At 71.3% G+C, this 24,628-nt stretch carries 14 protein-coding genes; all 14 read left to right on the forward strand.

From position 1 onward, the window contains the following. Positions 1-381: 381 nt before the first annotated feature. The 14 genes from IE278_RS35760 to IE278_RS35825 all read left to right on the forward strand — a co-directional run bounded on the left by IE278_RS35760 (position 382) and on the right by IE278_RS35825 (position 24,627). The gene (locus tag IE278_RS35760; RefSeq protein ID WP_189778824.1) at positions 382-1,437 is read left to right on the forward strand and encodes a Pvc16 family protein; all 1,056 of its coding nucleotides are present in this window, start codon (positions 382-384) and stop codon (positions 1,435-1,437) included. 33 nt (positions 1,438-1,470) lie between these two features. Continuing rightward, positions 1,471-3,540, forward strand: coding sequence for an ATP-binding protein (locus tag IE278_RS35765; protein ID WP_189778826.1), 2,070 nt, complete (start codon positions 1,471-1,473; stop codon positions 3,538-3,540). After that, positions 3,531-3,869, forward strand: coding sequence for a hypothetical protein (locus IE278_RS35770; RefSeq protein ID WP_246571212.1), 339 nt, complete (start codon positions 3,531-3,533; stop codon positions 3,867-3,869). The genes IE278_RS35765 and IE278_RS35770 overlap by 10 nt, the downstream gene beginning before the upstream one ends. Further along, complete coding sequence (locus IE278_RS35775; protein ID WP_189778828.1) at positions 3,866-10,627, forward strand: eCIS core domain-containing protein; 6,762 nt, start codon at positions 3,866-3,868, stop codon at positions 10,625-10,627. The genes IE278_RS35770 and IE278_RS35775 overlap by 4 nt, the downstream gene beginning before the upstream one ends. 18 nt (positions 10,628-10,645) lie before the next feature. Continuing rightward, complete coding sequence (locus IE278_RS35780) at positions 10,646-11,341, forward strand: hypothetical protein (RefSeq protein WP_189778830.1); 696 nt, start codon at positions 10,646-10,648, stop codon at positions 11,339-11,341. Beyond that, positions 11,338-12,045, forward strand: a complete 708-nt coding sequence (locus IE278_RS35785) for a hypothetical protein (RefSeq protein WP_189778832.1) — start codon at positions 11,338-11,340, stop codon at positions 12,043-12,045. Before IE278_RS35780 ends, IE278_RS35785 begins: the two co-directional genes overlap by 4 nt. 10 nt (positions 12,046-12,055) lie before the next feature. Then, a complete protein-coding gene (locus IE278_RS35790; RefSeq protein WP_189778834.1) occupies positions 12,056-12,469 on the forward strand; it encodes a LysM peptidoglycan-binding domain-containing protein in 414 nt (137 codons plus the stop codon). Further along, positions 12,462-13,601 (forward strand): hypothetical protein, encoded by a 1,140-nt coding sequence (locus IE278_RS35795; protein ID WP_189778835.1) that lies wholly within the window; start codon positions 12,462-12,464, stop codon positions 13,599-13,601. The genes IE278_RS35790 and IE278_RS35795 overlap by 8 nt, the downstream gene beginning before the upstream one ends. A gap of 50 nt (positions 13,602-13,651) precedes the next feature. Further along, positions 13,652-14,188, forward strand: coding sequence for a phage baseplate assembly protein V (locus IE278_RS35800; protein ID WP_189778837.1), 537 nt, complete (start codon positions 13,652-13,654; stop codon positions 14,186-14,188). 180 nt (positions 14,189-14,368) lie between these two features. Continuing rightward, positions 14,369-14,722, forward strand: a complete 354-nt coding sequence (locus tag IE278_RS35805; protein WP_189778839.1) for a hypothetical protein — start codon at positions 14,369-14,371, stop codon at positions 14,720-14,722. Next, positions 14,719-15,105, forward strand: a complete 387-nt coding sequence (locus IE278_RS35810) for a GPW/gp25 family protein (RefSeq protein ID WP_189778841.1) — start codon at positions 14,719-14,721, stop codon at positions 15,103-15,105. Before IE278_RS35805 ends, IE278_RS35810 begins: the two co-directional genes overlap by 4 nt. Beyond that, positions 15,102-18,443 (forward strand): putative baseplate assembly protein, encoded by a 3,342-nt coding sequence (locus IE278_RS35815; protein ID WP_189778843.1) that lies wholly within the window; start codon positions 15,102-15,104, stop codon positions 18,441-18,443. Before IE278_RS35810 ends, IE278_RS35815 begins: the two co-directional genes overlap by 4 nt. Next, entirely contained in the window at positions 18,440-22,459 is a 4,020-nt protein-coding gene (locus IE278_RS35820) for a putative baseplate assembly protein (protein ID WP_189778845.1), read from the forward strand. The genes IE278_RS35815 and IE278_RS35820 overlap by 4 nt, the downstream gene beginning before the upstream one ends. Continuing rightward, positions 22,459-24,627 carry a hypothetical protein gene (locus tag IE278_RS35825; protein ID WP_189778847.1) on the forward strand — a complete coding sequence of 723 codons (2,169 nt, stop codon included), beginning with the start codon at positions 22,459-22,461 and terminating at the stop codon, positions 24,625-24,627. The genes IE278_RS35820 and IE278_RS35825 overlap by 1 nt, the downstream gene beginning before the upstream one ends. The last annotated feature ends 1 nt before the right edge of the window (position 24,628 follow it).

A 24,628-nucleotide genomic window follows, 5' to 3' on the forward strand; every position in this document is an offset into this window, starting at 1 on the left:
GGTCCGGGCGCGGCGGCGACCAGGTGGTCCAGGTGCAGATCGGGCGCCTCGAAGTGACGGCGGCGGGCGCGGCCCCGGCCGGCGCCGGACGCCGGCCCGCCGCCCCCGGGCGACAGGCGGCGACCGTGAGTCTGGCGGACTACCTGGCGAGGGGGCGCGAGTGAAACACACGGAGACACGACGGCCGGACGGGACGGACGACCGATCGAGGGAGCGGCGGACCAGTGGGGCCAACGGGGTCGGCAGGACCAGTGGGGTCAGCAGGACCAGTGGGGTCGGCAGGACCAGCGGGGTCGGCAGGACCAGTGGGATCAGCGGGGCCAGTGAGATCAACAGGACCAGTGGGACCAGCAGGACTAGTGGGACTGGGGAACTGACGTCATGAGCAACGCACTCGCCATCGCCCACGTCACCCAGGCCCTCGCCCTGCTGATCGAGGCCAACCTGCAGCCCGAGATCGACATGGCCGTCAAGGTCGAGCCGCGCAAGCCCTCGGCCGACCCGCCCCCCGAACCCACGATCACCGTCTTCCTCTACCAGGTCACCCCCAACACCTCGCAGCGCGGCACCGACCTGCCGACGCGCGCCTCCGACGGCACGCTGCTCAAGCGGGCCGCGACGGCGCTCGACCTGCACTTCCTCATCAGCGCGTACGGCGACGAGACGGAACTGGTCGGCCAGCGGCTGATCGGCTCCGTCGTACGCACGCTGCACGAGATCCCCGTCCTGCCGCTGGACATCATCGAACTGGCGGGGGAGAAGCCGTATCTGGCGGAAAGCGACCTCGCAGAAGCGGCGCAGCGGGTGCGGTTCACGCCCACGGTGATGGACATCGACGAGACGTCGAAGCTCTGGGGGATGCTCCACCAGACCCCGTACACGCTCTCGGTGGTCTACCAGGCGGCGCTCGTCCTGATCGAGGGCCGCGAGACCCCGGTGGCGGCCAAGCCGGTGGAGCGGTCGACGGTACAGGTGCTGCCGTTCGGGGCGCCGGGAGCGCCCGAGGGGCGGAGGGTTCCGTCGGGGGCGGGCGACGCGTCCGGCGCACCGAACGGCGGCGCGCCCGCGGAGGCCACCGCAGGGAAGGAACCGGCCGGGGCGGCGGCCCAGGCGGCAGCCAGAGCATCGGCCGGGGCCGCGACCGGGAGAGCCGGGACAGCGGCCGGGGCCGCGGACGGGACCGCGACCGGGACGCCGGTCAGGATGACCTCCGGGAAGGCGCCGGTGAAGGGCGTGGCCAAGACGGCGGCCAAGGCGGCGGCCCGTACCCGCAAGGGGACACAGCCCAACAAGGTCACCCAGGCGGGCAAGTCCCCGCGCGGCGCGGCCAAGGGCACGGCGCCCGCGACCCCGACGGACTCCCGGACGGACTCCCGGACGGAGTCCCCGACGAACTCCACGACAGCCGACGGCGGTCCCGACCGCACGGAGCGGTGAGGCGGTATGCGGACGACGGGGGCAGGTGAGGGCATGAGCGGGCACGGGCAGGGCGAGGCGGGCGCAACGGGCGGCGGCCCGACGCTGACCTCGGAGATCAGGCGCGTCCTCGCTCGCGTCGACGCGCACGCGTCCCGCGCGACCCGTGCGAACGGGTCGACGGGCACGTCGACCGGCACCGGCACCGGCACGGGCACCAGCGCGGACGCCGGTCAGGGCGGCGCCGACGGTTCCGTACGGCATCCGCCCGGTTCGGCGAGTCCGGATCCAGGTCCAGATCCAGGTCCAGGTCCAGGGACGGGACCCCTCGACGCGCTGGTCGGCTGCTTCGGGCTCAGCCCGTTCGAGCGGGACCTCGTGCTCCTCACCGCCGCCTGTGAGCTGGACGCCACGACCGCCGCCCGCTGTGCCGCGGCGAGCGGGGACCCGGAGCGCGCGTACCCCACCTTCTCGCTCGCCCTCGCCGCGCTCGCCGAACCGCACTGGAGTGCGCTGACGCCGGTCGCGCCGCTGCGGCGCTGGCGGATCGTCGAGCCGGCCGACGACGCGCGTGCGTCCCTGACCCTGTCCCGGCTGCGGCTCGACGAGCGCGTCCTGCACTTCCTGCTCGGCTCGCCCTATCTGGACGCGCGCCTGCACGGCCAGTTGCGCCGCGCGCCCGTCCCCGAGGACCTTCCGCCGTCGTACGACCTGGCCGCGAGCCGTATCGCCGCGGGCTGGACGACGGGCGCGCGGCCCGACGCGCCGCTGCTCGTCGAGGTGGTCGGCGGTGACCTGCGCAGCCGGGCCGACATCGCCGCAGCGGCGGCCGCCCGCTCGGGGCTCGCCCTGTACGCGATGAACGCCGAGGACATCCCGACCGCCCCCGGCGACCGTGACCTACTGGCCCGGCTGTGGCAGCGCGAGGCGATCCTGCTGCCCGCCGCCCTGCTCGTGGAGGCGGGCGAACTCGACCGCGACCAGCACGCGGCGACCGACGCTTTCCTCGCCGGGGCGGCCGTTCCCGTCGTCGTGTCGAGTCCCGACGCGCGTACGTCGGACCGGGCGCGGGGCGAGCGGGTGGCGGTGCCGCGCCTGGACGACGAGGAGCAACTGGGCCTGTGGACGGACGCGTTCGAGGACGTCGCCGACCTCGGGGAGGGCGAACTGCGTTCGCTGGTGGCCCAGTTCCAGCTGCCGCCCCATGTCGTACGCTCCGCCGCGGCCACCGTACGCCGTGAACTGCCCGCCGAGGACGAGCCGGACCCCGCGCGCCTCGCCTGGCGGGCCGGGCTGGACGAGGCCCGGATCGGCATGGACGAGCTGGGCCGCCGTATCGAGCCGGACGCCGGCTGGGACGACCTCGTACTGCACGAACGGCAGACGAGCGTGCTGCGGGAGATCGTCGCGCACGTACGGCAGCGGGCGACGGTCCACCAGGAGTGGGGATTTGCCGCCACCCTGCGGCGGGGCCTCGGCGTCACCGCGCTCTTCGCGGGCGGCTCCGGCACCGGCAAGACCCTCGCGGCCGAGGTCATGGCCAAGGAACTGGGCCTGGACCTGTTCGTCATCGACCTGTCCCAGGTGGTCAGCAAGTACATCGGCGAGACCGAGAAGAACCTGCGCCGCGTCTTCGACGCCGCCGAACGCGGCGGCGCGCTCCTCCTCTTCGACGAGGCCGACGCCCTCTTCGGCAAACGCAGCGAGGTCAAGGACAGCCACGACCGGTACGCCAACCTCGAAGTCAGCTATCTGCTCATGCGCATGGAGGCGTACCGGGGTCTCGCGATCCTCACCACCAACATGAAGAAGGCGCTGGACACGGCGTTCCTGCGACGGATCCGTTTTGTCGTCGACTTCCCGTTCCCGGCCGAGCACGAGCGTGCCGAGATCTGGCGCCGGGTGCTGCCGCCGCAGACCCCGGTGAAGGGCATCGAACCGGAACTGCTGGCCCAGCTGACCGTCGCGGGCGGCTCGATCCGCAACATCGCGCTCTCCGGCGCCTTCCTCGCCGCCGAGGAGGGCGACCGCCTGCAGATGCGCCACATGCTCGCGGCGGCCCGCACCGAATACCTCAAGCTGGAACGCTCGCTCACACCGGGGGAGGTCCGCGGATGGGTGTGAACAGGCCTCACCGGGAGAGCGCGGCAGACCGTCCCGAGTCGCGGGGCCGTCCCGAGCCGCGGGAGATCCGCGTCGACATCGGCGAACTGGTCCTGGACGGCTTCGGCCCCTCCGTGGACCCGTCGCGCGTATCGGCGTCGTTCGAGCGGGAGCTGACCCGTCTCGTACGGGACCACGGGGTGCCGTTGGCCGCGGACGGCACCGTGGCGATGGACGGGGTGTCCGGACTGCCCCCGCTGCCCGCCGGGTTGTCCGCGCGCCGCCTCGGCCAGGAACTGGCCCGCGCGGTGCACGCGGGTCTCTCGGGCCGTGGGGAGGTGACGCGGTGACGGCCTCCGCCGCTCAGGACGCGCAGGCAGCCGAGCAGGCCGCCGCCGAGCGCCGCCGCAAGCGCAAGGAGCGCGCGGCGAAGAACCGCGCGCCCGAGCCGAAGAACATCGTCGGCGGGGCCGGGCAGCCGCTGGATCCCGGTGTGCGCCGGGAACTGGAGGAGCAGCTCGGCCACGACCTGGGCTCCGTACGCCTGCACACCGACCGCGACGCGGGTGCGCTCACCGGTTTGCTGGGCGCGGACGCGGTGGCGGTGGGCCAGGACATCTTCTTCGGTGAGGGCCGGTACCAGCCGGGCACGGAGCAGGGCCGCGCCCTGCTCGCGCATGAACTGCTGCACACGATCCAACACCCTTACGCCAACGGCGCGTTGACGGTGGGCCGCGACCTCGGACAGGTCAGCGCGCCGCACGAGACCGCCGAACGTGCCGCGGAGGACACCGCACAGGCCGTGGCGCGCGGCGAACAAGCGCCCGACATCGCCCCGGAGGCCGGTACACCGGCGTGGATGCGCTACACCACCGTCGACGCCGACCGCAATCGGCTGGAGCGCCTCGACCCCGCCACGCTGGTCGACCGCCTCGCCAACACGGTCGTCCGGTCGCTGCGGAACGACCCGACGGACAGCGCGCAGCGCGTCCGCGCCTCCCTGGCCCCGCTCTCGGAGGAGCTTCAGGAGCGCGTACTGGATCGCCTGGAGCACCGGCTGCTCACCTTCGAGCACGACTTCGTGGTGGACCTGGTCACGGAGATCGACGAGGCCGGCCGGGCGGAGAGCGAGGTCACGGCCCGCCTGCGCGGCCTCCTCGCCCCGGAGGTCGAGGAGGACACGGCCGACGACGTACGGGCGGAGCGGGAGAAGGAGCGGGAAGCCGCGGAGGAGGAGCAGCGGCGTACTGAGCGGATGGGTCCCGCTCCCGGCCCGGAGAAGGAGGACGCGGACACGGAGGGCGCGGACGCGGAGGGCGTGGACGCGGAACCGGTCTCCGCCGCGGGCAGTACGCCGGAGAACGCGGGCCGCGTGATCCCGCAGGGCGGTACTCCGGGCACGGACACCGGGAAGTACGAGGACGAGCGGACGCCCGATCCGCGGACGGGCGGGGACGCGTCCAGCCCCAGGGGGGACGGCGAGCAGCCCGCTTCGCCTGCTGGACGGGCGGAGCAGAAGCCGGGGCGGCAGGAGGGCGCGGCCGGCGGGTCGTCCGGGGCGCAGGCCGCCGGGAAACAGGGCGGGAAGTCCGGCGCGGAGCAGTCCGGCGGGCAGAAGAGCGGCGCGCAGAAGAGCGGACAGCGGGGGTCGCAGGGGCAGCGGCAGGACAAGGGGAAGCAGGGCGGCGACCGGGCCGAGGCGAAGCAGGCCGAGGAGAAGGCCAAGAAGGAAGCCGGCCAGGAGGAGGCGCAGGGCCCGCGAGCCGGCGCCGGGGACGAGGCGGCGGCCAGGGCGCGCGAGAGCGCCGCCGCGACCGAGGCGGCCAGGAAGGACGAGCCGGCCCGCGACGAGGGCACTCCCACGGCCGCGGGCAGGGACGAGGGGTTCCCCGCCCGCTCCGGCACGCTGGACGGAATCCGCGCCCAGGACCAGGAGGACGAGGAGGAGCGGGAGGAGTCCGTCGGTCAGGGCGGCGACTCCGAGGTGGAGGTCGGTGGCGGGGAGGCGAGTGCCTGGGACATCAAGCTCAGGCCGGAGGACTTCCTGCCGGAGCAGGACCTCGACGTGTCGAACGTGCCGACCTCGGACCAGGTCGATGAGCTGGCCGCGAACTCCGCCCCGCCCACCCCCACCTTTCCCGCCCCGCCGCCGACCAGGGCCGACCTGGTCCATGCCCGCCGCGAGCAGGAGGACCAGGAGGACGCCGAGCGCGAGGCGGCGGCGGAGCGGGACGACCCGGGCACCGAGGACTCACCGCCCGTGCCGGGCGCCGAGGAGGAGGCCGCGGAGCAGGACCGCCGTACGGAGAGCGAACTCGACCCCGAGGAGAGGTCCGAGCCGCGGCCCGCGCCGGGCGTCGCCTCCAAGGACCCCAAGCAGGGTGACGATCCCAAGGCCGGTCCGGTCGCCGCCGAGGTCACCGCGCAGGAGGCAAAGGACCGTTCGAAGGAGACCGGCGGCAACACGGCCGAGCAGGCAGCCAAGGAGGAGAAGGGCACTCCGACCGCGGGCGGACCGGGTGACAGGACGTCGGGCGGCGGAAAGGACTCCGCGCAGGCCCGCTCCGACACCTCGGCCACCGCGTCCCCGTCGGACTCGGCGCAGAAGGGCGCCGAAGGTGCCACAGGAGCGGCGAAGGCCGAGGAGTCCCCCGGCCCGCAGGAGTCGAAGGGCCCCAAGGATCAGGGCGGGACCGGTACTTCGGACGGTTCGGCGTCGGACGGCGGAACAACCGACTCCGACAGCCAGGCCGACACGGCGACGCCCCCGTCACCGGGCCCGGCGACCGGTCAGCCCTCCTCGGACGCGAACAACTTGCCTGCGTCGCGGCGCAGTTCGAGCCCGCGTACGGAGGAGCCGAAGGAGCCGGCCTCGCAGCAGGAGAGCAGGTCGGACAGCGGGGTGGACAGCGGGGCCGGATCCGGGGGCGGGGGCGACTCCGGATCACGGTCCGCTCCCACGGCGACGCGCGGTGGAGGCGGTGGCGGTGGCGGGTCGACGGGCGGAGGCAAGGGGAGTACGCCCAAGGGGAAGAAGGCGTCCAAGGCGGCGCCGAACCTCTCCGGTGTCTCCCCCGAGGAGGGCCTTGCCGCCGCGTTGAACCTCAAGCCGCACCAGGCCGTGGAGGCCATGGACAGCGTCGGCGGCGCCGTGGACAAGGACGTCGGCAAGGAGCACAGGCAACTGGCGGCCAGGCCGCCCGCCATGGAGCGCCCCTCCGGCGCCCCGAGGACTCTGCACGGCGCCCCGGAATCCGACGAGGCGGCGCGGTACAACGAGGACAAGGCCACTCGCGCCGAGGACGCGAAGGACGAGAAGGCCGAGGTCAAGGGCGAGAAGAAGCCGGAAGGCAAGATCGACGCCGAGGAGATGGAGGAACCGGACTTCTTCGACCAGGTCGGGATGATGGCCGGTTACGTCATCGGCGGGATCGGCGACTGGCTCGGGTTCGACGTGACGGCGGAGGACCTGGCCGCGCAGTTCGCCGGGATGCCCACCAAGGACGAGGCCATGAAGGAGGCGCAGAACGGCACCGCGCCGGGCGTCGACATGAAGGGCCAGGCCGAGGACAAGACCCAGGAGCAGGGCGGCAACACCGACGACAAGAGCCAGGAGGCCGCCGAGACCGGCGCCGACGACGCCGGTCGCCGGATGGGTGAGGACCAGATCTACCCGGACGCGCCGAAGGAACGGCTCGAAGGGAAGGTACCCGCCGAGCAGGGCGGCAGGTCGCAGGTCGGCGGCGGTGGTGCGAGTACCGGTGCGGTGCCTCCCGAGGCGGCCTCGGAAGTGGCCGAGCACGAGCGCAGGCCGCAGTTCAAGCAGGCCCTGAGCGACGGCCGCCAGGACATGGGCAGGAGCCGGGAGAAGAAGGCTCAGGACACCCGCACCTCGCAGGACAGGCACAAGCGGCAGGTCGACAAGGAGGTCCTGTCCAACACCAGGGAACAGACGGGCAAGCGCGCGGGCGTCCTGACGGACGTGGACAAGCAGCGCTCCGACTGGACCAAGGAGCAGGACGAGGAGCTGAAGAAGCTCGGCACGAAGAAGTCCGACCGCGAGAAGAAGATCCGTGACGACGTCGAGAAGGAGGAGGAGGACACCGACAAGGACGTCGGCAAGGAGAAGGAGACCAGCGACAAGGACATCGAGGACACGGGGAGCAAGGCCGAGGAGGAGGCGGAGAGGAAGAAGGACGAGAACGTCGACGACTCCAAGGGCTGGCTCTCCAAGACGCTCGACTGGATCAAAGAGAAGTTCATCGAGCTGCGGAACAAGGTCGTCCAGATCATCAAGGACGCCCGCGCGGCGATCGTCGAGGCGCTGAAGAACTTCAAGGAGACGGTCGAGGGCTGGATCAACGCGGCCCGCGAGGGCATCGTCGAGATGATCAGGAAGTTCATCGAGGACCTGATCGAGTTCGTCACGTCCCTGGTGGAAGCGGTCATCGAGATCGCCCGCCGGATACGCAAGTTCATAGCGGACCTGATCAAGGCGGCGATCGCGCTCGTCAACCGGCTCGCCGCGACGCTGAGGCAGATCATGAACGATCTGCTGGAGTCCATCGCGAAACTTCTCAGCGACATCCTGAACGTCCTGAAGAAGATGCTCCTGGACGTCCTGAAGGCGTGCAAGGAAGCGCTCAAGGCGGTTCTCGACTTCGCGACGAAGTTCATCGCCGCGTTCGGCGAGTTCATGATGATCCTGGTCGACATCCTCTCGGACCCGGGCGGCTGGCTGAGCGGGGCGAAGAACTCCGCGTACGACGGTGCGAAGAACCACCTCTTCAACGAGGTGAAGAGCGCGGTCAAGCAGTGGTTCAACGACAAGGTCAAGGAGATCACCGGCCTGACCGAGGCCGTCTGGAACAAGCTCATGAAGGGCGGCTGGACCCTAGAGAAGATCGCCAAGGAGGTGTGGGACGCGATCGTCCCCCAACTCCCCTTCATCATCGGCGAGATCGTCATCACGAAGGTCCTCGTGAAGCTGATCCCGGGCGCGGGCTGGGGCGCGGCGATCCTGGAGGCCATCCAGGCCGCGATCGGCTCCCTGGGCGAGATCCTCAAGGCGATCGGCGCGGTCATCACCTGGCTGAAGTCCGTACGCCAGGGAGGCGCGGGCGTCCTCTTCGCCAAGGCGATAGCGGCGGGAATAGTCGTCCTGCTGGAAATGGCGTACGAACTGCTCCTCAGCGGCATAGGCAAGTACGTCTCGAAGGTGGGCCGGCGGCTGAAGGGCGTGGCCGCCAAGATCGGCACGGACAAGGGCCCGGGCGGGGACAAGGGCAAGGACGGCCAGGGCGGGGGCGGCGACGGCAAGGGCGGCGACAAGGACGCGCCCGCGACGTCGACAACGGCACCGAGTCCGCGCCAGTCCGCGACACCGACACCTGCCAGGACCCCGGACCTGAGGAAACCCCAGCCAGGCCCGGGCAAGCCGAAGGACCAGGCCGCGCCGGCCAAGCCGAAGGACAAGGAAACCCCGACCCCGTCGTCCAAGCCCGCGAAACCCAAGAGCCCCACAAGCAAGACCGACAAGACCGATACGACTGACACGACGAACAAGCCCGAGGGCAAGAACAACACCCCGAGCAACAACTCGACCAAGCCGACGCCCCCCACGTCCAAGGACAAGAACGGCAATCCCAAGAACGCCTCCAAGGACAGCAGCAAGGAAACCCGCCCGACTCCATCGCCGAAGGCCTCCACCGCCAAACCCGTTACGCCCAAGCCCACAACGCACGAGCCGAGCAGGACGGATCGTTCGGACACCACCAAGAAGGACGCCACTCCGGACGACAAGGGCAAGGACCAAGGGGTCGACAGCACCAAGGACAGGGCTGACGCCGACAGCCAGAAGGAGTCGCCCGACTCCGGCCGGAGCGGCAAGACGGACAGGACCGACTCGGACGGCAGTAATAAGAAAGACACGGGCGGCGACAGCAAGGGCAAGGACGAGCCCGGAAGGCCTAAGAGCGAGACCGCGAAAGATGAGAAAAAGAAGGAGGAGAGGGAGAACAAGGAAGACAGCCTCGCGTTGAAACTGCGGAAAATCCACCGTCAGCTCAAGCCGAAGCTGGATCGAAGCATTCCGGAACCCAGCTGGCCGATGGTGCTGGACAGCTATCGCCGGCTCTACCGGCTGACCAGGCTGTGGGAGCAGGGCGGAGAGTCGTTCAGGCTCTGGGGGAAGGGCAGCCCGCAACAACCTGGACCGACAACTGGTGTGCACACGATACAAAAGAAAGTGAGCACCACACCCTTGGGGTACCCGGACCCTGAACCGCATGCGCCCCCATTCGTGAACGGTGCGGAGATCGAACCGAAGTCGTTCACTCAGCGCTTCGTGAATCAGCGATGGGCGGACGCTCACGGAGAAAAGCCGAGTGGCCCCATGTGGAAGGTCGAAAATTCAGTCGGCTTCCAGTACATCGCTCAGCACAACCTTTGGAAGAGCGCACGAGGAAAACCTGCACAGTTTGACCTGATGCATTTGCTGCCAAGGGAGGTCGGCGGACCCGCGCAGTCTACCAACTTTGTTCCGGCTCCCAACGCGATCAATGCGGGCTTCTATCGCTCATTTGAAAGTAAGGCCGCCAGTAAATTCGGCCACACCAAGGGCGGTACGTTCGATACCAAGAATCCTGGCGACTACCACGTGGGGCTGGATTTGTTCAAGGGCTCCGCAGCCGGATATCCCAAAGGTGAGTATCCGAAGTGGTTCCCAAAAACGATGTATGCCATGTATCGCTCCCATGAGCGTAAACCTGGGCAATCCGGGGACAGTAAATCCGACTGGAAACTCGGATCGTGGATACGGTCAGGGACTCTCAAGTTCGATCCGCCGCCACTCCCGGGGTCTCCTGCCGCACTCAATATGAACACTGTCAACCTGAGTGGAAAGGGGCAGGTGGCGGCTCGAATCCAGGTGCTTCTCGGGCGCAATAAGGATGTCGTCAAGGCGGTGAGCAAACTCCGTCCGTTCAGTGATATTCACGACATGGAGGCAAAGCTCAAGGCTCCGCCCACGGGAGGAGCGGTCGCAGGAATCGCGAGAATATGGCCAGAGATCAAGGGCAACTACGACAACGGTTTGTTCACATTGTGACGAGGAAGGGAAGTCGGCGTGTTCAACCATATTGAGAAGAGTCACCTGGCCTCGTTGGATGAGTTGTCCCAGCAGCCGTCCATTGTGATCATTGACGAGCTGCGTGGTGAGGTGAATCAGCCGTTCTCCGAGCTGCTGCCGCTTGCTGATTTCGAGCGCCAATGGGAAGATGTAACTCTGGATTCCGATATCCTCGAAGACTCTTTGAGGCTAGACGAGGTCGGAGTGTGCTGGGAAACGGTGGACCCGCTTCCACACTTCTTTGGAGAATACAGAATTCCCAGCCCCTATGAGATCCTTACGGAGGGGGACCCGGATTCCCACGGAATGCAGCGCAGTGAGCGTGTGTTCATGAGGCAGCTCAGATATATCGATCACGCTTGGCAATCCGGTTCGGGGTCCACGACGTGGATGCGAATGTCACCGAACACCTCTCCTCTTGAGATCTGGCATTACGATTCGACTATGGTCGGTGGTGACCCCTACCCGCACGGATTCGTGAAGCTCGACCTCACATACCGCAAGTACATCGAGACCCTGGTCGTGACCAAGGGGGCTCGGGGCTGGCAATATCTGTTCACGGACGTCCCTTTCCGTAACAGTCCCATCGAAGACATCGTAAGAAGCGTCCCTGACATGTTGCGGGTTTTCCCCGATCTCTTTCCTCGACATGATTATTCCGAATTGCAGGCCCGTTGGGAGGAACGAAGGTGACCCGCTACGTCGACATCCCCAAACCCATCCGTTCCGGAATAGTCATCATCGACCCCGACCGCGGCACCCCCCAGCGCATCATCGTGCTGCAGTTCAACCCCGACACCCTGGAGCGCAGCATCTCGCCCCAGTCCGCCGGAGGCAGTGGGGATTCCGGGGGCGGGGGGAGTGGGTCCGGGGATCGGAATGAGGCTCTGCGGCTCAAAGGGCCCGCCCAGGAGACCTGGAAGTTCACCGCCGAGATCGACGCGACCGACCAGTTCGAGGTCGCCGCCCCCAACGGCATCCACCCCCAACTCGCCACGCTCGAAATGCTGGTGCAGCCCACCACCCAGCAGATCCGCGACGCCACCCGCCTCTCGCAGAAGGGGGCCATCGAAATCAGCCCGATCGAGATGCCGTTGACCCTCTTCACCTGGGGCAGCAAACGCGTCATGCCCGTGCGCATCACCGAACTGTCCATCAACGAATCCGCCTTCGACGTCGATCTCAATCCGATCCGCGCCTCCCTCTCCCTCGGGCTGAAGGTCCTCACCGTCAGCGACCTGCCCGCCGGGCACCTGGGCGCCGACTTCTACATGGCCCATCTCGCCCAGAAGGAACGCCTCGCCGCAGCCGCGCGCCGCGGCAGCATCGGCGGACTCGGCCTCACGGGCTTCGGCACGGGCGCCGGCCCGGGCGTCACCCTGACCGGAAGGGGCTGAGACAGCGGCCATGGCAGCAGACACCGAGCCCTACGAGAACGCCCTCGACACCATCCCGGGCGCCCACCCCTACCCCCGTTCCAGCCGCTACCACGACGCCGAGATCGGCATCCACCGCGGCCCCGACGGCACCGAGGTCCGTTACACCAAGCGCCGGTTGCTGCCCCCGCTCGATCAGCCCGATCAACTCGATCAGTCCGAGCAGCTCGACGACGAGAGCGCGCGCCACACCGTCGGCGCCGGCGACCGCCCCGACCTCCTCGGTTGGCGCTACTTCGGCGACCCCGCCCAGTGGTGGCAGATCGCCGACGCCAACCCGGTACTGGACCCCCGGGAGCTGACCGACGAGGCCGGCCAGGTCATCGAGATCCCGCCCCCCGGCGGCACCGGCGGCCCCGGCGGCGGGGGAGCGCGCCGTGTTTGACGTCCCCGTGGGCCAGGGCCCCGTCCACCTCACCCTCCGCATGGGGCCGAAACTCACCCGCCCCGTCCCCGCCGAGGTCACCGAAGCGCTGCTGTCCGCGCAGATCACCGCCACCGCGGGCGAACGCAGCGGCTTCCAGCTCGCCTTCGACCTCACCAAGAACGGGATCATCAACCGCGCCCTGCTCCCGGAGGGCTTCTTCGACCCGAAGACCCGGATCATCGTCACGGTCACCGTCAAGGGCACCTCCGACGTGCTCCTCGACGGCCTGATCGTGCGCCAGGAGGTCGGCGCCAGCAACCAGCCGGGCCACTCCACGCTCACCGTCACCGGCGAGGACCTGTCGCTGCTGATGGATCTGGAGGAGCGGACCGACCGCTATCCCAACCTCCCGCCCTCCGACCGGGTCCTGGCCATCCTGCGCCGCTACTCCGACTACGGCATCCGCCCCGACGTCTACAAGGAGAAGGTGAGCCAGCCCCCGCACCAGGACCTCCGCGTCCACTACCAGACCGGCACCGACCTCCAGTACGTCACCGAGCTGGCCCGCGCAAACGGCTACACCTTCTATCTGGAGCCCGGCCCCACCCCGGGGCAGTCGTCCGCCCGCTGGGGACCCGAGATCCGCCTCGGCATCCGCCAGCACGCCCTGAACGTCAACATGGACAACAACTCCACCGTCGACCAGCTGACGTTCTCGTACGACGGAACGGCCCGGGAAGAGCCGCAGGCGCGCTGGCAGGACCCGGGGACCCGGCAGTCCACACTCCTCCCGCAGCCGCCGATCAGCCCGCTGCGCCCACCGCTCGGCAGACGCCCCACACCCGCGCTCAAACGCCGAACGCTCACCGGCACCGCCAAGCAGCAGCGCGAACAGGCCGAGGCCGAACTGCTCGCCCGGGCCGCCGTGTCCGCCGACGTCATCTCCGGCTCCGGCTCGCTCGACGTCAACCGGCACGGCTACATCCTCCAGCCCCGCCAACTGGTCGGCGTCCGCGGCGCCGGACGGGCGTACGACGGCGACTACTACGTCAAGTCCGTCACGCACAACCTGCGCCCGGGCTCGTACCAGCAGAACTTCACCGTCTCGCGAGAGGGGCTCGAGGCGCGCAGCGCCTACGTCAGGCCCTGACCCATGGCGACGGCCACCAGCGACACCCCACAGAGCAGGAGCAGCACAGCATGGCGGCAACCGGCAATCGCCACCTCGGCAAGTTCCGCGGCCGGGTGGTGGACAACGACGACCCGTTGCGGATCGGGCGCGTCAGGGCCGAGGTCCCTGACGTCCTGGGCGACGAGCCGTCGACCTGGGCGCTGCCCTGCCTGCCCTTCACCGGGCCGGAGTCGGGACAGTTCGTGGTGCCGCCGCCCGGCGCGGGCGTCTGGGTGGAGTTCGAGCAGGGCGATCCGAGCTTCCCCATCTGGACGGGGTGCTGGTACGGGGCCGCCGAGGAGCTGCCGCCCGACGCGCGCCGCGAGCTGGCGGCGTCCTCGGCCAACAAACCGGTCGTCGTGCAGACGCCGCTGGCGCACAAGCTCGTGATGAGCGACACCACCGGCGCCGGGCAGGGGATTCTGCTCCAGGCCCAGGACGGCGCGTACATCCGCATCACCAAGGACGCCGTGGTCATCGCGACCGGAGCGGGCGCCGAAGTCGTCCTGCGCGGCAAGGAAGTGACCATCAACGAGGGCCAGTTGACCGTGCACTCGAAGCGATAGCGACAGCAAGCCACGGAGACAGCAAGCCACAGCGACAGCAAGCCACGGAGACAGCGAGCCACAGAGACAGCGAGCGACAACGGCAGCAAGCCCACAGCGGCAGCGAACGATGGCGACAGCGATGGCGCCGGCGACAGCGGTGGAGAGACGACAGTGACAGGAAGACGGGGGAACCATCAAGTGTCCAGAGCGACAGGGGCGTCCGGGGGCTTGCTCGGCGCAGGCGCCGTGGTCAGCTGCCCGCACGGCGGCCGCGCCACCACCGCCACCACATCCGACTCCACCGTGCTGATGGACGGCCATCCCGTCGCCACGGCCGATGACGCGTACGTCGTCACCGGCTGCCCGCACACCGTCGACGGGGTGCCCGAGCCGTGTGTCCTCGTCCGCTGGACGGCCGGCAGCACCGGTGTGACGGCCGGCGGCTCGCCCGTCCTGCTCGACATCTCCGCGGCCGAGTGCTTCACGGCCGCGTTCGTGCCGCAGGGGCCGCCCGTCGTCCGGACCGACCGGCGAAAGGTGACCGTCCGATGAGCCCACGCACCCGCCCCTGTACCGACATCGCGTTCCCCTTCAGGGCGGATCGCCGGGGCCGCACCGCGCACGCGCGCCACGACGAGCACGTCCGCGACCTGATCGAACAGGTGCTGTTCACCAGCCCCGGCGAACGGGTGATGCGCCCCGACTTCGGCTGCGGACTGCTCGACCTGGTGTTCGCGCCCAGCAGCCCCGAACTCACCAGCACCCTCGAACTGTCCGTGCAGGCCTCCCTGCAGCGCTGGCTCGGCGAACTCGTCGAGATCGAGGCCCTGGACGTGGTGCCCGAGGACGACACGGTCCGGGTCCACCTCTCCTACGCCGTGCGCTCCACCGGGACGCGCCGCGACGACGTCTTCGAAGGGAGGGCCGCGACATGACGGCCCCGACCTCAAACACGCCCCCGCCCCCGGCCTCGACCGCCTCCCGACGTGCCAGGGCAAGAGCCGCCCAGCTCAACGGAGTCGACGCGGTCGAGGTGAGCGACGACGGGCTCACCCTCACCGTCACCTTCCTCGGCAAGGCCCCGCACGGCCTGTGCGCCGAGAACGTACGCATCGACGGCGGCCGGCGCGTCGACGGCCTGACCGGCATCACCGTCGTGGACATCGGCGTCGAGCGCGAGGAGGACCCCGAACTCGACGACCGGCTGTACGTCACCCTCGACCGGACCGGCGACTCCTCCCGCTACCGGCTCTCCCTGGTGGAGACCGACCCGTACGGGCGCCCCGGGACCGAGCCGTACCGCGGCTTCGACCAGCGCTATCACAGCGCCTCCTTCACCTTCCGGCCCGACTGCCCGACCCCCTTCGACTGCAAGCCCGCCCACGAACACGGCCACGAACACGGGCATGAACACGAACACGGGCACGAGCCCTCTGCGGGACCGTCGTTCCCCCAAGCGCCCGTCGTCGACTACACCGCCCGCGACTACGACACCATCCGCAAGCTGCTCCTCGACCGGCTCGCGCTCACCACCCCCGACTGGATCGAGCGCAACCCCGCCGACCTGGGCACGACCCTCGTCGAGATGCTCGCGTACACCGGCGACCAGATCAGCTACCAGCAGGACGCCGTGGCCACGGAGGCGTACCTCGACACCGCGCGCCGCCGGATCTCGGTCCGCCGCCATGTGCGGCTGATCGACCACGCGATGCACGACGGCTGCAACGCGCGCGCCTACGTCACCGTGGAGAGCGCGGGCGACCACACGCTGCCCCCGGGCACGTACCGCTTCGCCTCCGTCGACGTACGCTCCCTCGACCCGCACGACCGGCCGGCGCCCGGCACGGTCATCGGCGACGGGGACCTCGCCGACCTCGACGAGCGCGGTTCCGTGGAGGTCTTCGAACCGGTCGTGGCCGCCGACCCGTTGGAGCTGCGGTCCGCCCACAACACGATCCGGCTGTGGACCTGGGGCGGCGAGGTCCGCTCCCTGCCCAGGGGCGCGACGGCCGCGACCCTGCGCGACGAGTGGCGCGACACGGAGACCCGCGAGGAACGCCGACTCGAACTGCGGGCCGGTGACCTGCTGGTCCTTGAGGAGGTGAAGGGGCCGCGCACCGGCACCCCTGGCGACGCCGACCCTGCCCACCGGCAGGTGGTGCGGCTGACCTCCGTCACCCCCGCCGTCGACCGGATCGAGGACCAGCCGGTCCTGGAGGTCACCTGGGCCGCCGAGGACGCGCTGCGCTTCCCGCTGTGCCTCATTACCCGTGGCGGACGCGGTTGCGAGCGAAGCGAGATGGGGTCCCTGGCCGGAGGCTGGGGGACAGTCGAGGACGTGTCGATCGCCCGCGGCAACGTCGTCCTGGTCGACCACGGCCGCTCTCTGAACCGGCCTGGCGAAGGCCTCCCGGAGACGGTGACCGTACCGCCCGGGCCCGCCGTCGTCGGCTCCTGCGGCGCACCCGCCTTCGGCTGCGCAGACCGCGACGAGGGCAACGCCCCCGCCCGGCTCGTCAACTCCCTCACGGACAAGGCGGGGTGCGGCGATCCGCTGACCCCCGACGACATCCACGAGCTGTTCGCGGTCGTGGGCGAGGACGCGACCGTACGCGCCGGACTCGGCCTGGAACTCACCGGGCGGCGGCCCGGCCGCACCGGAACGGCGGGGGCCGAGGAGGCCGGAGCGCGGGGACGGGTCGTGCCGGGCACGGCGTACGCGCAGGCCGCCGCGCTGCGGACCCTGCTCGCCCAGTCCGTGTACCCGGGCATCGCACCCCGCTTCCGGCCCGTGCTCGGCCGCTCACCCGTGACCCAGGCCGTGCCGTTCCCCGACCCCCGGGCCGTCGCCACCGGCCAGGCCGAGCGGATCGCCGCCGTCCCGGGCCGGGTCGAGCAGCGGCTCACCGAACTGTGGCGCAGCGCCCGCGACCGCGACGGGCTCGGCGAACAGGAGATCGCCGAACTCACCGTGCTCTACGGCCTGAAGGTCCTGGAGCGTCTCGAACTGCGCCGCCACCCGGTCCGTGCACTGCGCGAACTCCTCTTCCGCAGCGACCGGTTGCTGCACGCCAAGCTCCAGCGCGTCGAGGTGCTCACGGCACGGGCCCGCGCGGGCACGGTCCTCGACGGACACATCGCCTGGGAGATCGCACAGAGCTGGGGACCCGCGTACGCGGACGGACTGCACCCGGGCGAACAGGTCCTGCGCGGCCCGGCCTCGGCGGCACTCCGGCACGACCCACGCCAGGCCCTGCCCGCGGTCCGACTGCACGAGCTGCACCAAAACCACCACGGTCACCACAGCGGCCACAGCGGCGGCCACCCCCACGGCGACACGATCTGGGAGCCGCGCCGCGACCTGCTCGACAGCACCCCCCGCGACCGGCACTTCGTCGGCGAACTGCGCGACGACGGACGCCTCGCCCTGCGCTTCGGCGACGGCCGCCACGCCGCCCGGCCGACCCCCGGCACTCGGCTCGCGCTGCGCTACCGGCTCGGCGGCGGCACCGCGGGCAACGTGGGCCCGGAGGCCATCAACCACCTCGTCCTGACCGCCGACTGCGAGCGGCCGCCCGTGGCCGGCGTTCGCAACCCGCTGCCCGCCGTCGGCGGCACCGAACCCGAACCGGTCGAGCAGGTACGCCAGTCGGCCCCGCTCGACCTGCGCCGCACCCGGTTGCGCGCCGTCACCGCGGACGACTACGCGGCCCTCGCCGCCGCCCTGCCCGGTGTCCAGCGGGCCGCCGCCACGCTCCGCTGGACCGGCAGCGGCCAGGAGGCCCACATCGCCGTGGACGCGTACGGCACCGGGGAACCCTCTCCGGGGCTCCTCGCCGAGGTGACCCAGGCCCTGGAGGCGTACCGCCGTATCGGCCACGACCTCGTCGTCGGCGCCGCCCGGCCGGTACCGCTCGACATCGCGCTGCGGGTCTGCGCGCTCCCGGGCCACCAGCACGGGCAGATCCTGGCCGAGCTGTACCGCGTACTCGGCCGGGGCCGCCTCCCCGGCGGGCGGCTCGGGTTCTTCCACCCGGACGCGCTCACCTTCGGCGAACCGGTCCGGCTCAGCCGTCTGGTCGCCGTCGCGGCGGCGGTGCCGGGAGTGGAGAGCGTCCAGGTCACCCGGTTGCGAAGGCAGTTCCACGAGGACCGAGGAGAGAGGGAGGACGGCGTGCTGCGGCTCGGCCCGCTGGAGATCGCCACCTGCGACAACGACCCCGACCGGCCGGAGAACGGTCGGCTGACGATATCCCTCGGAGGTGCCCGATGAGCGACGACTGCACCTGCGGCGGAGCGTGCGGCGACGGAAACGGCCCCGGTGGAGGCGCCGGTTGCGATTGCGGTGGCGGCGCCCGCGGCGGCCACGACGAACGCCTCGCCCCCGCCCCGCCGCACAACCCCCCGGGCCGTACCGCCCTCGACTACCGCGTCGGCGACCACGCCTCCTTCCTGGCCGCCCTGCTCGACCGGCTCGCCTCACCCGCGTACCCGGCGCTCCGGGGTCTGACGGTCCGCACCCCGGACGACCCGGCGATCGGCCTGCTCGACGCCACCGCCGTCCTCGGCGACCTCCTCACCTTCCACTCCGAGCGGATCGCCGACGAGGCCTATCTGCGCACAGCCGACGAACACCGCTCCCTGGTGCTGCTGGGCCGGCTGGTCGGCCACCGGCCCCGTCCGGGCGTCGCCGCCGCGACCCATCTCGCGTACAGCCTCGAACGGGATCCGCGCGCCGAGACCCTGCCCGTGGTCATCCCGCGGGGCGCGCGCAGCCACAGCGTGCCCGCGTCCGCCGACGAGGAGTCGCAGACCTTCGAGACGAGCCGAGACCTGACGGCCCGCTGGGACTGGAACGAGCTGAAGGTCCGGCGTCGGCGCCCCTCCCTCATCACCCCGCAGGACCTGGAGCGCCGGTCCGTGCTCTTCGTCGACGGCACCGCCAACTCCCTCGCCGTGGGCGACCCGTTGCTCTTCGTCTTCGGCGAGAAGGCGGGCGCGCAACGGCTGCTGCTGCCCGTGGCGAGTGTCCGCGTCGACCGGGACGACGAGATCACCGCGATCGGGCTGCCCCGGTCGGCCCCGCCCACCTTCCAGGAACTCGTCGACGAGGTACGGCGCTGGATCAGCGAGCCCGGGGCGCCCGGCGAGCCCGGCGACGAACCGCCCACACCGGAGGTGCCCAACCCGCGGCCGGTCAGCCGTCTGATCGACGAGCTCGACGACCAGGTCCTCGCACCGCTGCGCGCGGACCTGGACGGCATCGGCACACCGGAGGGCCTCGCGGCCCGGCTCGCCGAGCCCGTCGCCCGCCTCGACGAGGCCCAGGTCCTCGCGACACCGTACGAGGACGTGGCGGCCTGGTTCGAGCAGCTGGAAGGGGTACTGGCCGAACTGGCGGAGCGAGCGCTGGAGTTGGCGCCCAGCCAGCCGGTACCTCCCGGGGAGGGGGAGGACCCGGCGGTGATCGGCGCCGCCCGCACCCGGGCAGCCACCGCGACCGCCGACCGGCCCGCCACCACGGCCCCGGAAGCCACCCCGGCATCCCCGGGGTCCAGCACGGAGTCCGCATCGGAGGCCCCCGCCGCCCCGGAACCCCCCGGCCGTCACGAGGCCGCCTTCCAGGCACTCGGCGCCGTCCTGCCCGCCCTCCGCGGCAGGCAACCGGCACCGTCCTCCACCGCCGGACGCGGGCCCCGCCGCCCCGGCGCGGACACGGCCCGCCTGCTCTCGGTCCTCGACCCGAGCCTGACCGGCCTCTACCCGGCCTGGCGTACGGCCGCCGCCCCCGCCTCCGCCGCTCCCGGCACCCGGCGACTCCTGCGGGAACTCCTCGCCCTGCGCGTGACGACGGCCCCCTTCGGCGCGATGGCCCCGCTCAAGCCCGTCCAGGACGACCGGGGCCGGGTCATCCGGACCGCGGACTGGCCTCTCACCGGTGCCTCGCTGGTCAGCACGCGCGTCGTGTTCGACACGGGGGGCAGGACCCCGGTGCGGGCGGAGTTCCAGTACGTCGAGGGAAGCAGCTCCGACCAGCGCGCCGAGAACCTCCCCCTCACCGTGCCGGTCACCTTCCGTCTCGGTACGGGCGAGGTGCGCCTGTCCACCCACGCGGGCGTGGGCCAGGACGGCGAGCGGAGCGGGCCCGACAGGCGCCCCGGCGACTCCCGGTCCGCCGACTCCCCGCCCGCCGAATCCCCGCCCTCCGCCGCTCAGGAACCCGGCGTCACCGCGGTGTTCAGCGCGGGTCTGCCCGAGCGCACCCTCCACGTGTCGCGCCCCGACGCCGACGGCCTGGTCCACGTGGACGTCCGCAACGGCACCGCCGAACAGGTCACCCTCCGGCCCGGCGTCCCGGAGCAGTTCACGCACGGCGAGTACGAGGTGAGTCTCGCCTACACCGTGGGCAGCGCCGCCCCGAACGTCGAGGTGGTCGTCGCCTCGAAACCGGAGCCCGCCAACCGCCGCGTGCTCCAGCTGGACTCGGTGCGCGACGGCATCACGGTCGGCAGCTGGGTGGCGGTCCAGCGCCCCACCAAGGGGGCCGAGGGAGGCATCCCGGGCGACCCGGCCCTCGCGTACGTCACGACGAAGGTGGTGGCGGCGCGGACGGCTGCGTACACCAACTACGGCATCACCGGCCGGGGCACCGAACTCGTGCTGGCCGACCCGTGGCTGGACGAGTTCGACGTCCTGCTCTCGCACATCCGCGACACCACCGTGCACGCGCAGGGCGAACCACTGCGCCTCGCCGACGAACCGCTCGGCGAGGACGTGCATGGCAACGAGATCGAACTCGCCGAGCTGTACGACGGGTTGAGGCCGGGCCGCACCCTGATCGTCGACGGCGAGCGCGGTGACCTCCCCGGCGCCACCGCGCTACGGGCCACCGAGGTCGTCACCGTCGCCGCGGCCGAGCCCGTGGTCGACCCGCGGCTCCCGGGCGACCACGTCCACACCGAGCTGACGCTCACCACGGACCTCGCGTACCGCTACCGCCGCGACACCGTGCGGATCCTCGGCAACGTGGTCGAGGCGACGCACGGCGAGTCCCGCGACGAGGCGATCGGCAGCGGCGACCCGGGCCGGGTGAACCAGACGTTCGCGCTCTGGCAGTCGCCCCTCACCTGGCTCGCCGACGACAACCCGCTCGGCGCCACACCCGTCCTGGAGATCAGGGCCGACGGCATCCTCTGGCACGAGGTCGACAGCCTCGCCGGACGCGGCCCGCGCGACCGTGTCTACATCACGGGCACCACCGCCGACGGCCGCACCACCGTGACCTTCGGCGACGGCGTCCACGGCGCCCGGCTGCCCGGCGGCCACGAGAACATCCACGCCCGCTACCGCTTCGGCACCGGCCGGGCCGCGAACGTCGCCGCGGGCCGCGTCACCCAGGCCCTCACTCGGCCCCTGGGCGTCACCGCGGTCACCAACCCGCGACCCGCCAACGGCGGCGCGGACGCCGACGGGCCCGCCCTGACGCGCCGCACGATCCCGCTCGCCGTCTCCGCGCTCGACCGCCTGGTGTCGGAGGCCGACTACGAGGACTTCGCCCGCTCCCGGGCCGGCGTCGGACGGGCCGCCGCGCGCGAACTCTTCGACGGACGGCGGCGCGTGCTGCACGTGACGGTCGCGGGCACGGACGACGTGCCGATCGTGGGCGACGGCGGTGACTCGCCCCTGCTGCGGTCCCTGCGCGCGGCGCTCACCGAGTACGGCGACCCGAACCTCCCGGTCCGGGTCGACGCCCGCGAACTCGTCGCACTCCTCGTGTCGGCGAAGGTGAAGGTGTCACCGGACCACTCCTGGCAGCTGGTCGAACCCCGTCTGCGCCAGGCGCTCCTGCGCAAACTCGGCTTCGACGGCCGGGAGTTGGGGCAGCCGGCCCGCCTCTCCGACATCCTGGCCACGGCCCACCGCGTCCCCGGCGTCGACTACGTGGACGTCGACGTCTTCACCGGCGTACCCGCATCCATGTCCGCCGGAGAGCTGACGAAGCTCCTCGCGAACCCCGGGCTGCCGAAGGCGACGGTCCCGGCGCGCGGAGCCACGTACGACGAGAAGACCCACACCGTCCGGAGGAAGGACGGCGAGACGCTGTCGGAGATCTGCGCCCGGTACGGCGTCCCGCTCGCCGAACTCCTGCGCCTCAACCCCGACATCACCGACACCCGCCGCCTGGCGAAGGGCCGCTCGGTGTACGTCTTCCGCGGTATCCGCCCCGCCCAGCTCGCCCTGCTGTCGCCGAGGGCCGCGGACACCCTGATTCTGACGGAGGTCAACTGATGTCCAGGGAACCGGACGGACTCGCCGAGCTGCTTCCCCAGTGGCACCGGCTGCGCGACGCCCAGGAGGGCGAACCCCTGCGCGCCCTGCTCGCCGTCATGGCCGAGCAGCTGGACCTCGTACGCGAAGGGGTCGAGCAGGGCTACGAGGACCTGTTCGTCGAGACGGCGGCCCCCTGGGTGCTGCCGTACCTCGGCGACCTCGTCGGCTACCGCACGCTGCCCGGCTACGAGCGTGTGCTCACCACCGGTCTGCGCGGCGGGAGTTCGGCCGCGCTCACGGAGGCCGTCGCCCCGCGCGCCGACGTCGCCGCCACCGTCGCGAACCGCCGCCGCAAGGGCACCCTCCACCTCCTCGAAGAACTCTCCGCGAACGTGGCCGGCTGGCCCGCCCGCGCCGTCGAACTCTCCCGCCACCTCTCGCATCAACAGCCCGTGAAGCTGTACGGCACCAGGGGAGCCGCAGCCACCGGGGGAGCCGGCGCCCACGAGCGCGGTACGCGCGGGCGGCTCGCCGACCTCCGCAACGGCTCCGCGCTCGACCTCGCCGGCGGCCCCTTCGGCGAGGTGGCCCGCTCGGCCGACATACGCAGGGCCGACTCCCGCCGCAGGCAAGGGGGTTGGACCCCGGCAGGCGTCGGCCTGTACGTCTGGCGACTGAAGGCGCACTCGCTGACGTCGTCACCCGCGTACTGCGTCGACCGGGCCCGCAACCTCTACACCTTCTCCATCCTCGGCAACGACACCCCACTCGTCACCAGGCCGGTCCCCGAACCCTCGCCCCACCACATCGCGGAGATCGACAACGTCCCCGCGTTCATCCGCCGCCGCCGTCTCCACGACCGCCTCGCCGACCTCTACGGCCCCGGCAAGAGCTTCGTCATCCGGCGCGACGGCGAGGACCGGCCCGTACCACCCGCCGACCTCGTCGTCGCGGACCTGTCGGACTGGCGCTACCGCCCCAAGCGCGGCCAGGTCGCGGTCGACCCGGAGCTGGGCCGCATCGCCTTCGGCGCACGGACCGCGCCCCGCAAGGGCGTCTGGGTCGACTACCACTACGCGTCCGGCGCCGACCTGGGCGGCGGCGAGTACGTACGCGACCGCGAGCCCCGCCCGGACGCCACCGTGTTCCGGGTCGGCCCGGGCGAGAGGCACCGGCAGATCATGGACGCCTACCGGGCCTGGCAGCACGACCGTCGGGCGGGCGACTGCGGCCCCGAGGGCATCATCGAGATCACCCACAGCGGTGCCTACCAGGAGCAGCTGGACTTCGACCTCGACCCGGGCGACCGGCTGGAGCTGCGCGCGGCCGAGGGCACCCGCCCGGTGATCCGCCTCCTCGACTGGTACAGCAACCGCCCCGACGCCCTCAACATCCGCGCCGTATCCGACGACTGCGCGCCAGGCGAGCGGCCCCGGATCGTGCTCGACGGGCTGCTCGTCACCGGCCGAGGCATCAACGTCACCGGCCCGATGGGCGCCGTCGTCGTACGCCACTGCACCCTCGTGCCCGGCTGGTCCCTGGAACCCGAGTGCGACCCGCGTTCGCCCGACGAGCCGAGCATCGTCCTGGAACGCACCACCGCGTGCCTCCAGATCGAGCACAGCGTCCTCGGCACCATCGAGGTCATCGGTGACGAGGTCTCCGAGGAACCCCTCGACATCCACCTGCGCGACAGCGTCCTGGACGCCACCGCCGACGACCGGGAGGCACTGTCGGCCCCCGACTGCCGGCACGCCCACGCGGTCCTGCACCTGCACCGCACGACCGTGATCGGCGAGATCCACACGCACGCGGTCCGCATCGCCGAGAACTCGCTCTTCACCGGCCGCCTCCACGTGGCCCGCCGAGGCATCGGCTGCCTGCGCTTCTCGTACGTCCCCACGGGCTCCCGTACGCCCCGCAGGTACCGCTGCCAGCCGGACCTGGCAGGCCCGGGCCAGGCCTCCCGCGTCCGCCCCCGCTTCACGTCCACGCGCTACGGGACGCCCTGGTACGCGCTGTCGGCCGACCGGAGCGCCGAGGAGATCCGGCGCGGCGCGGAGGACGGGGCCGAACTCGGCGCCTTCCACGACCTGTACCGGCCCCAGCGCGAGGACAACCTGCGGGCACGGCTCGCGGAGTACACACCCGCCGGAACGGACGCCGGGATCTTCTTCGTGACGTAGC

This window comes from Streptomyces tauricus, from assembly GCF_014650955.1.
Lineage (GTDB): Bacteria > Actinomycetota > Actinomycetes > Streptomycetales > Streptomycetaceae > Streptomyces > Streptomyces tauricus.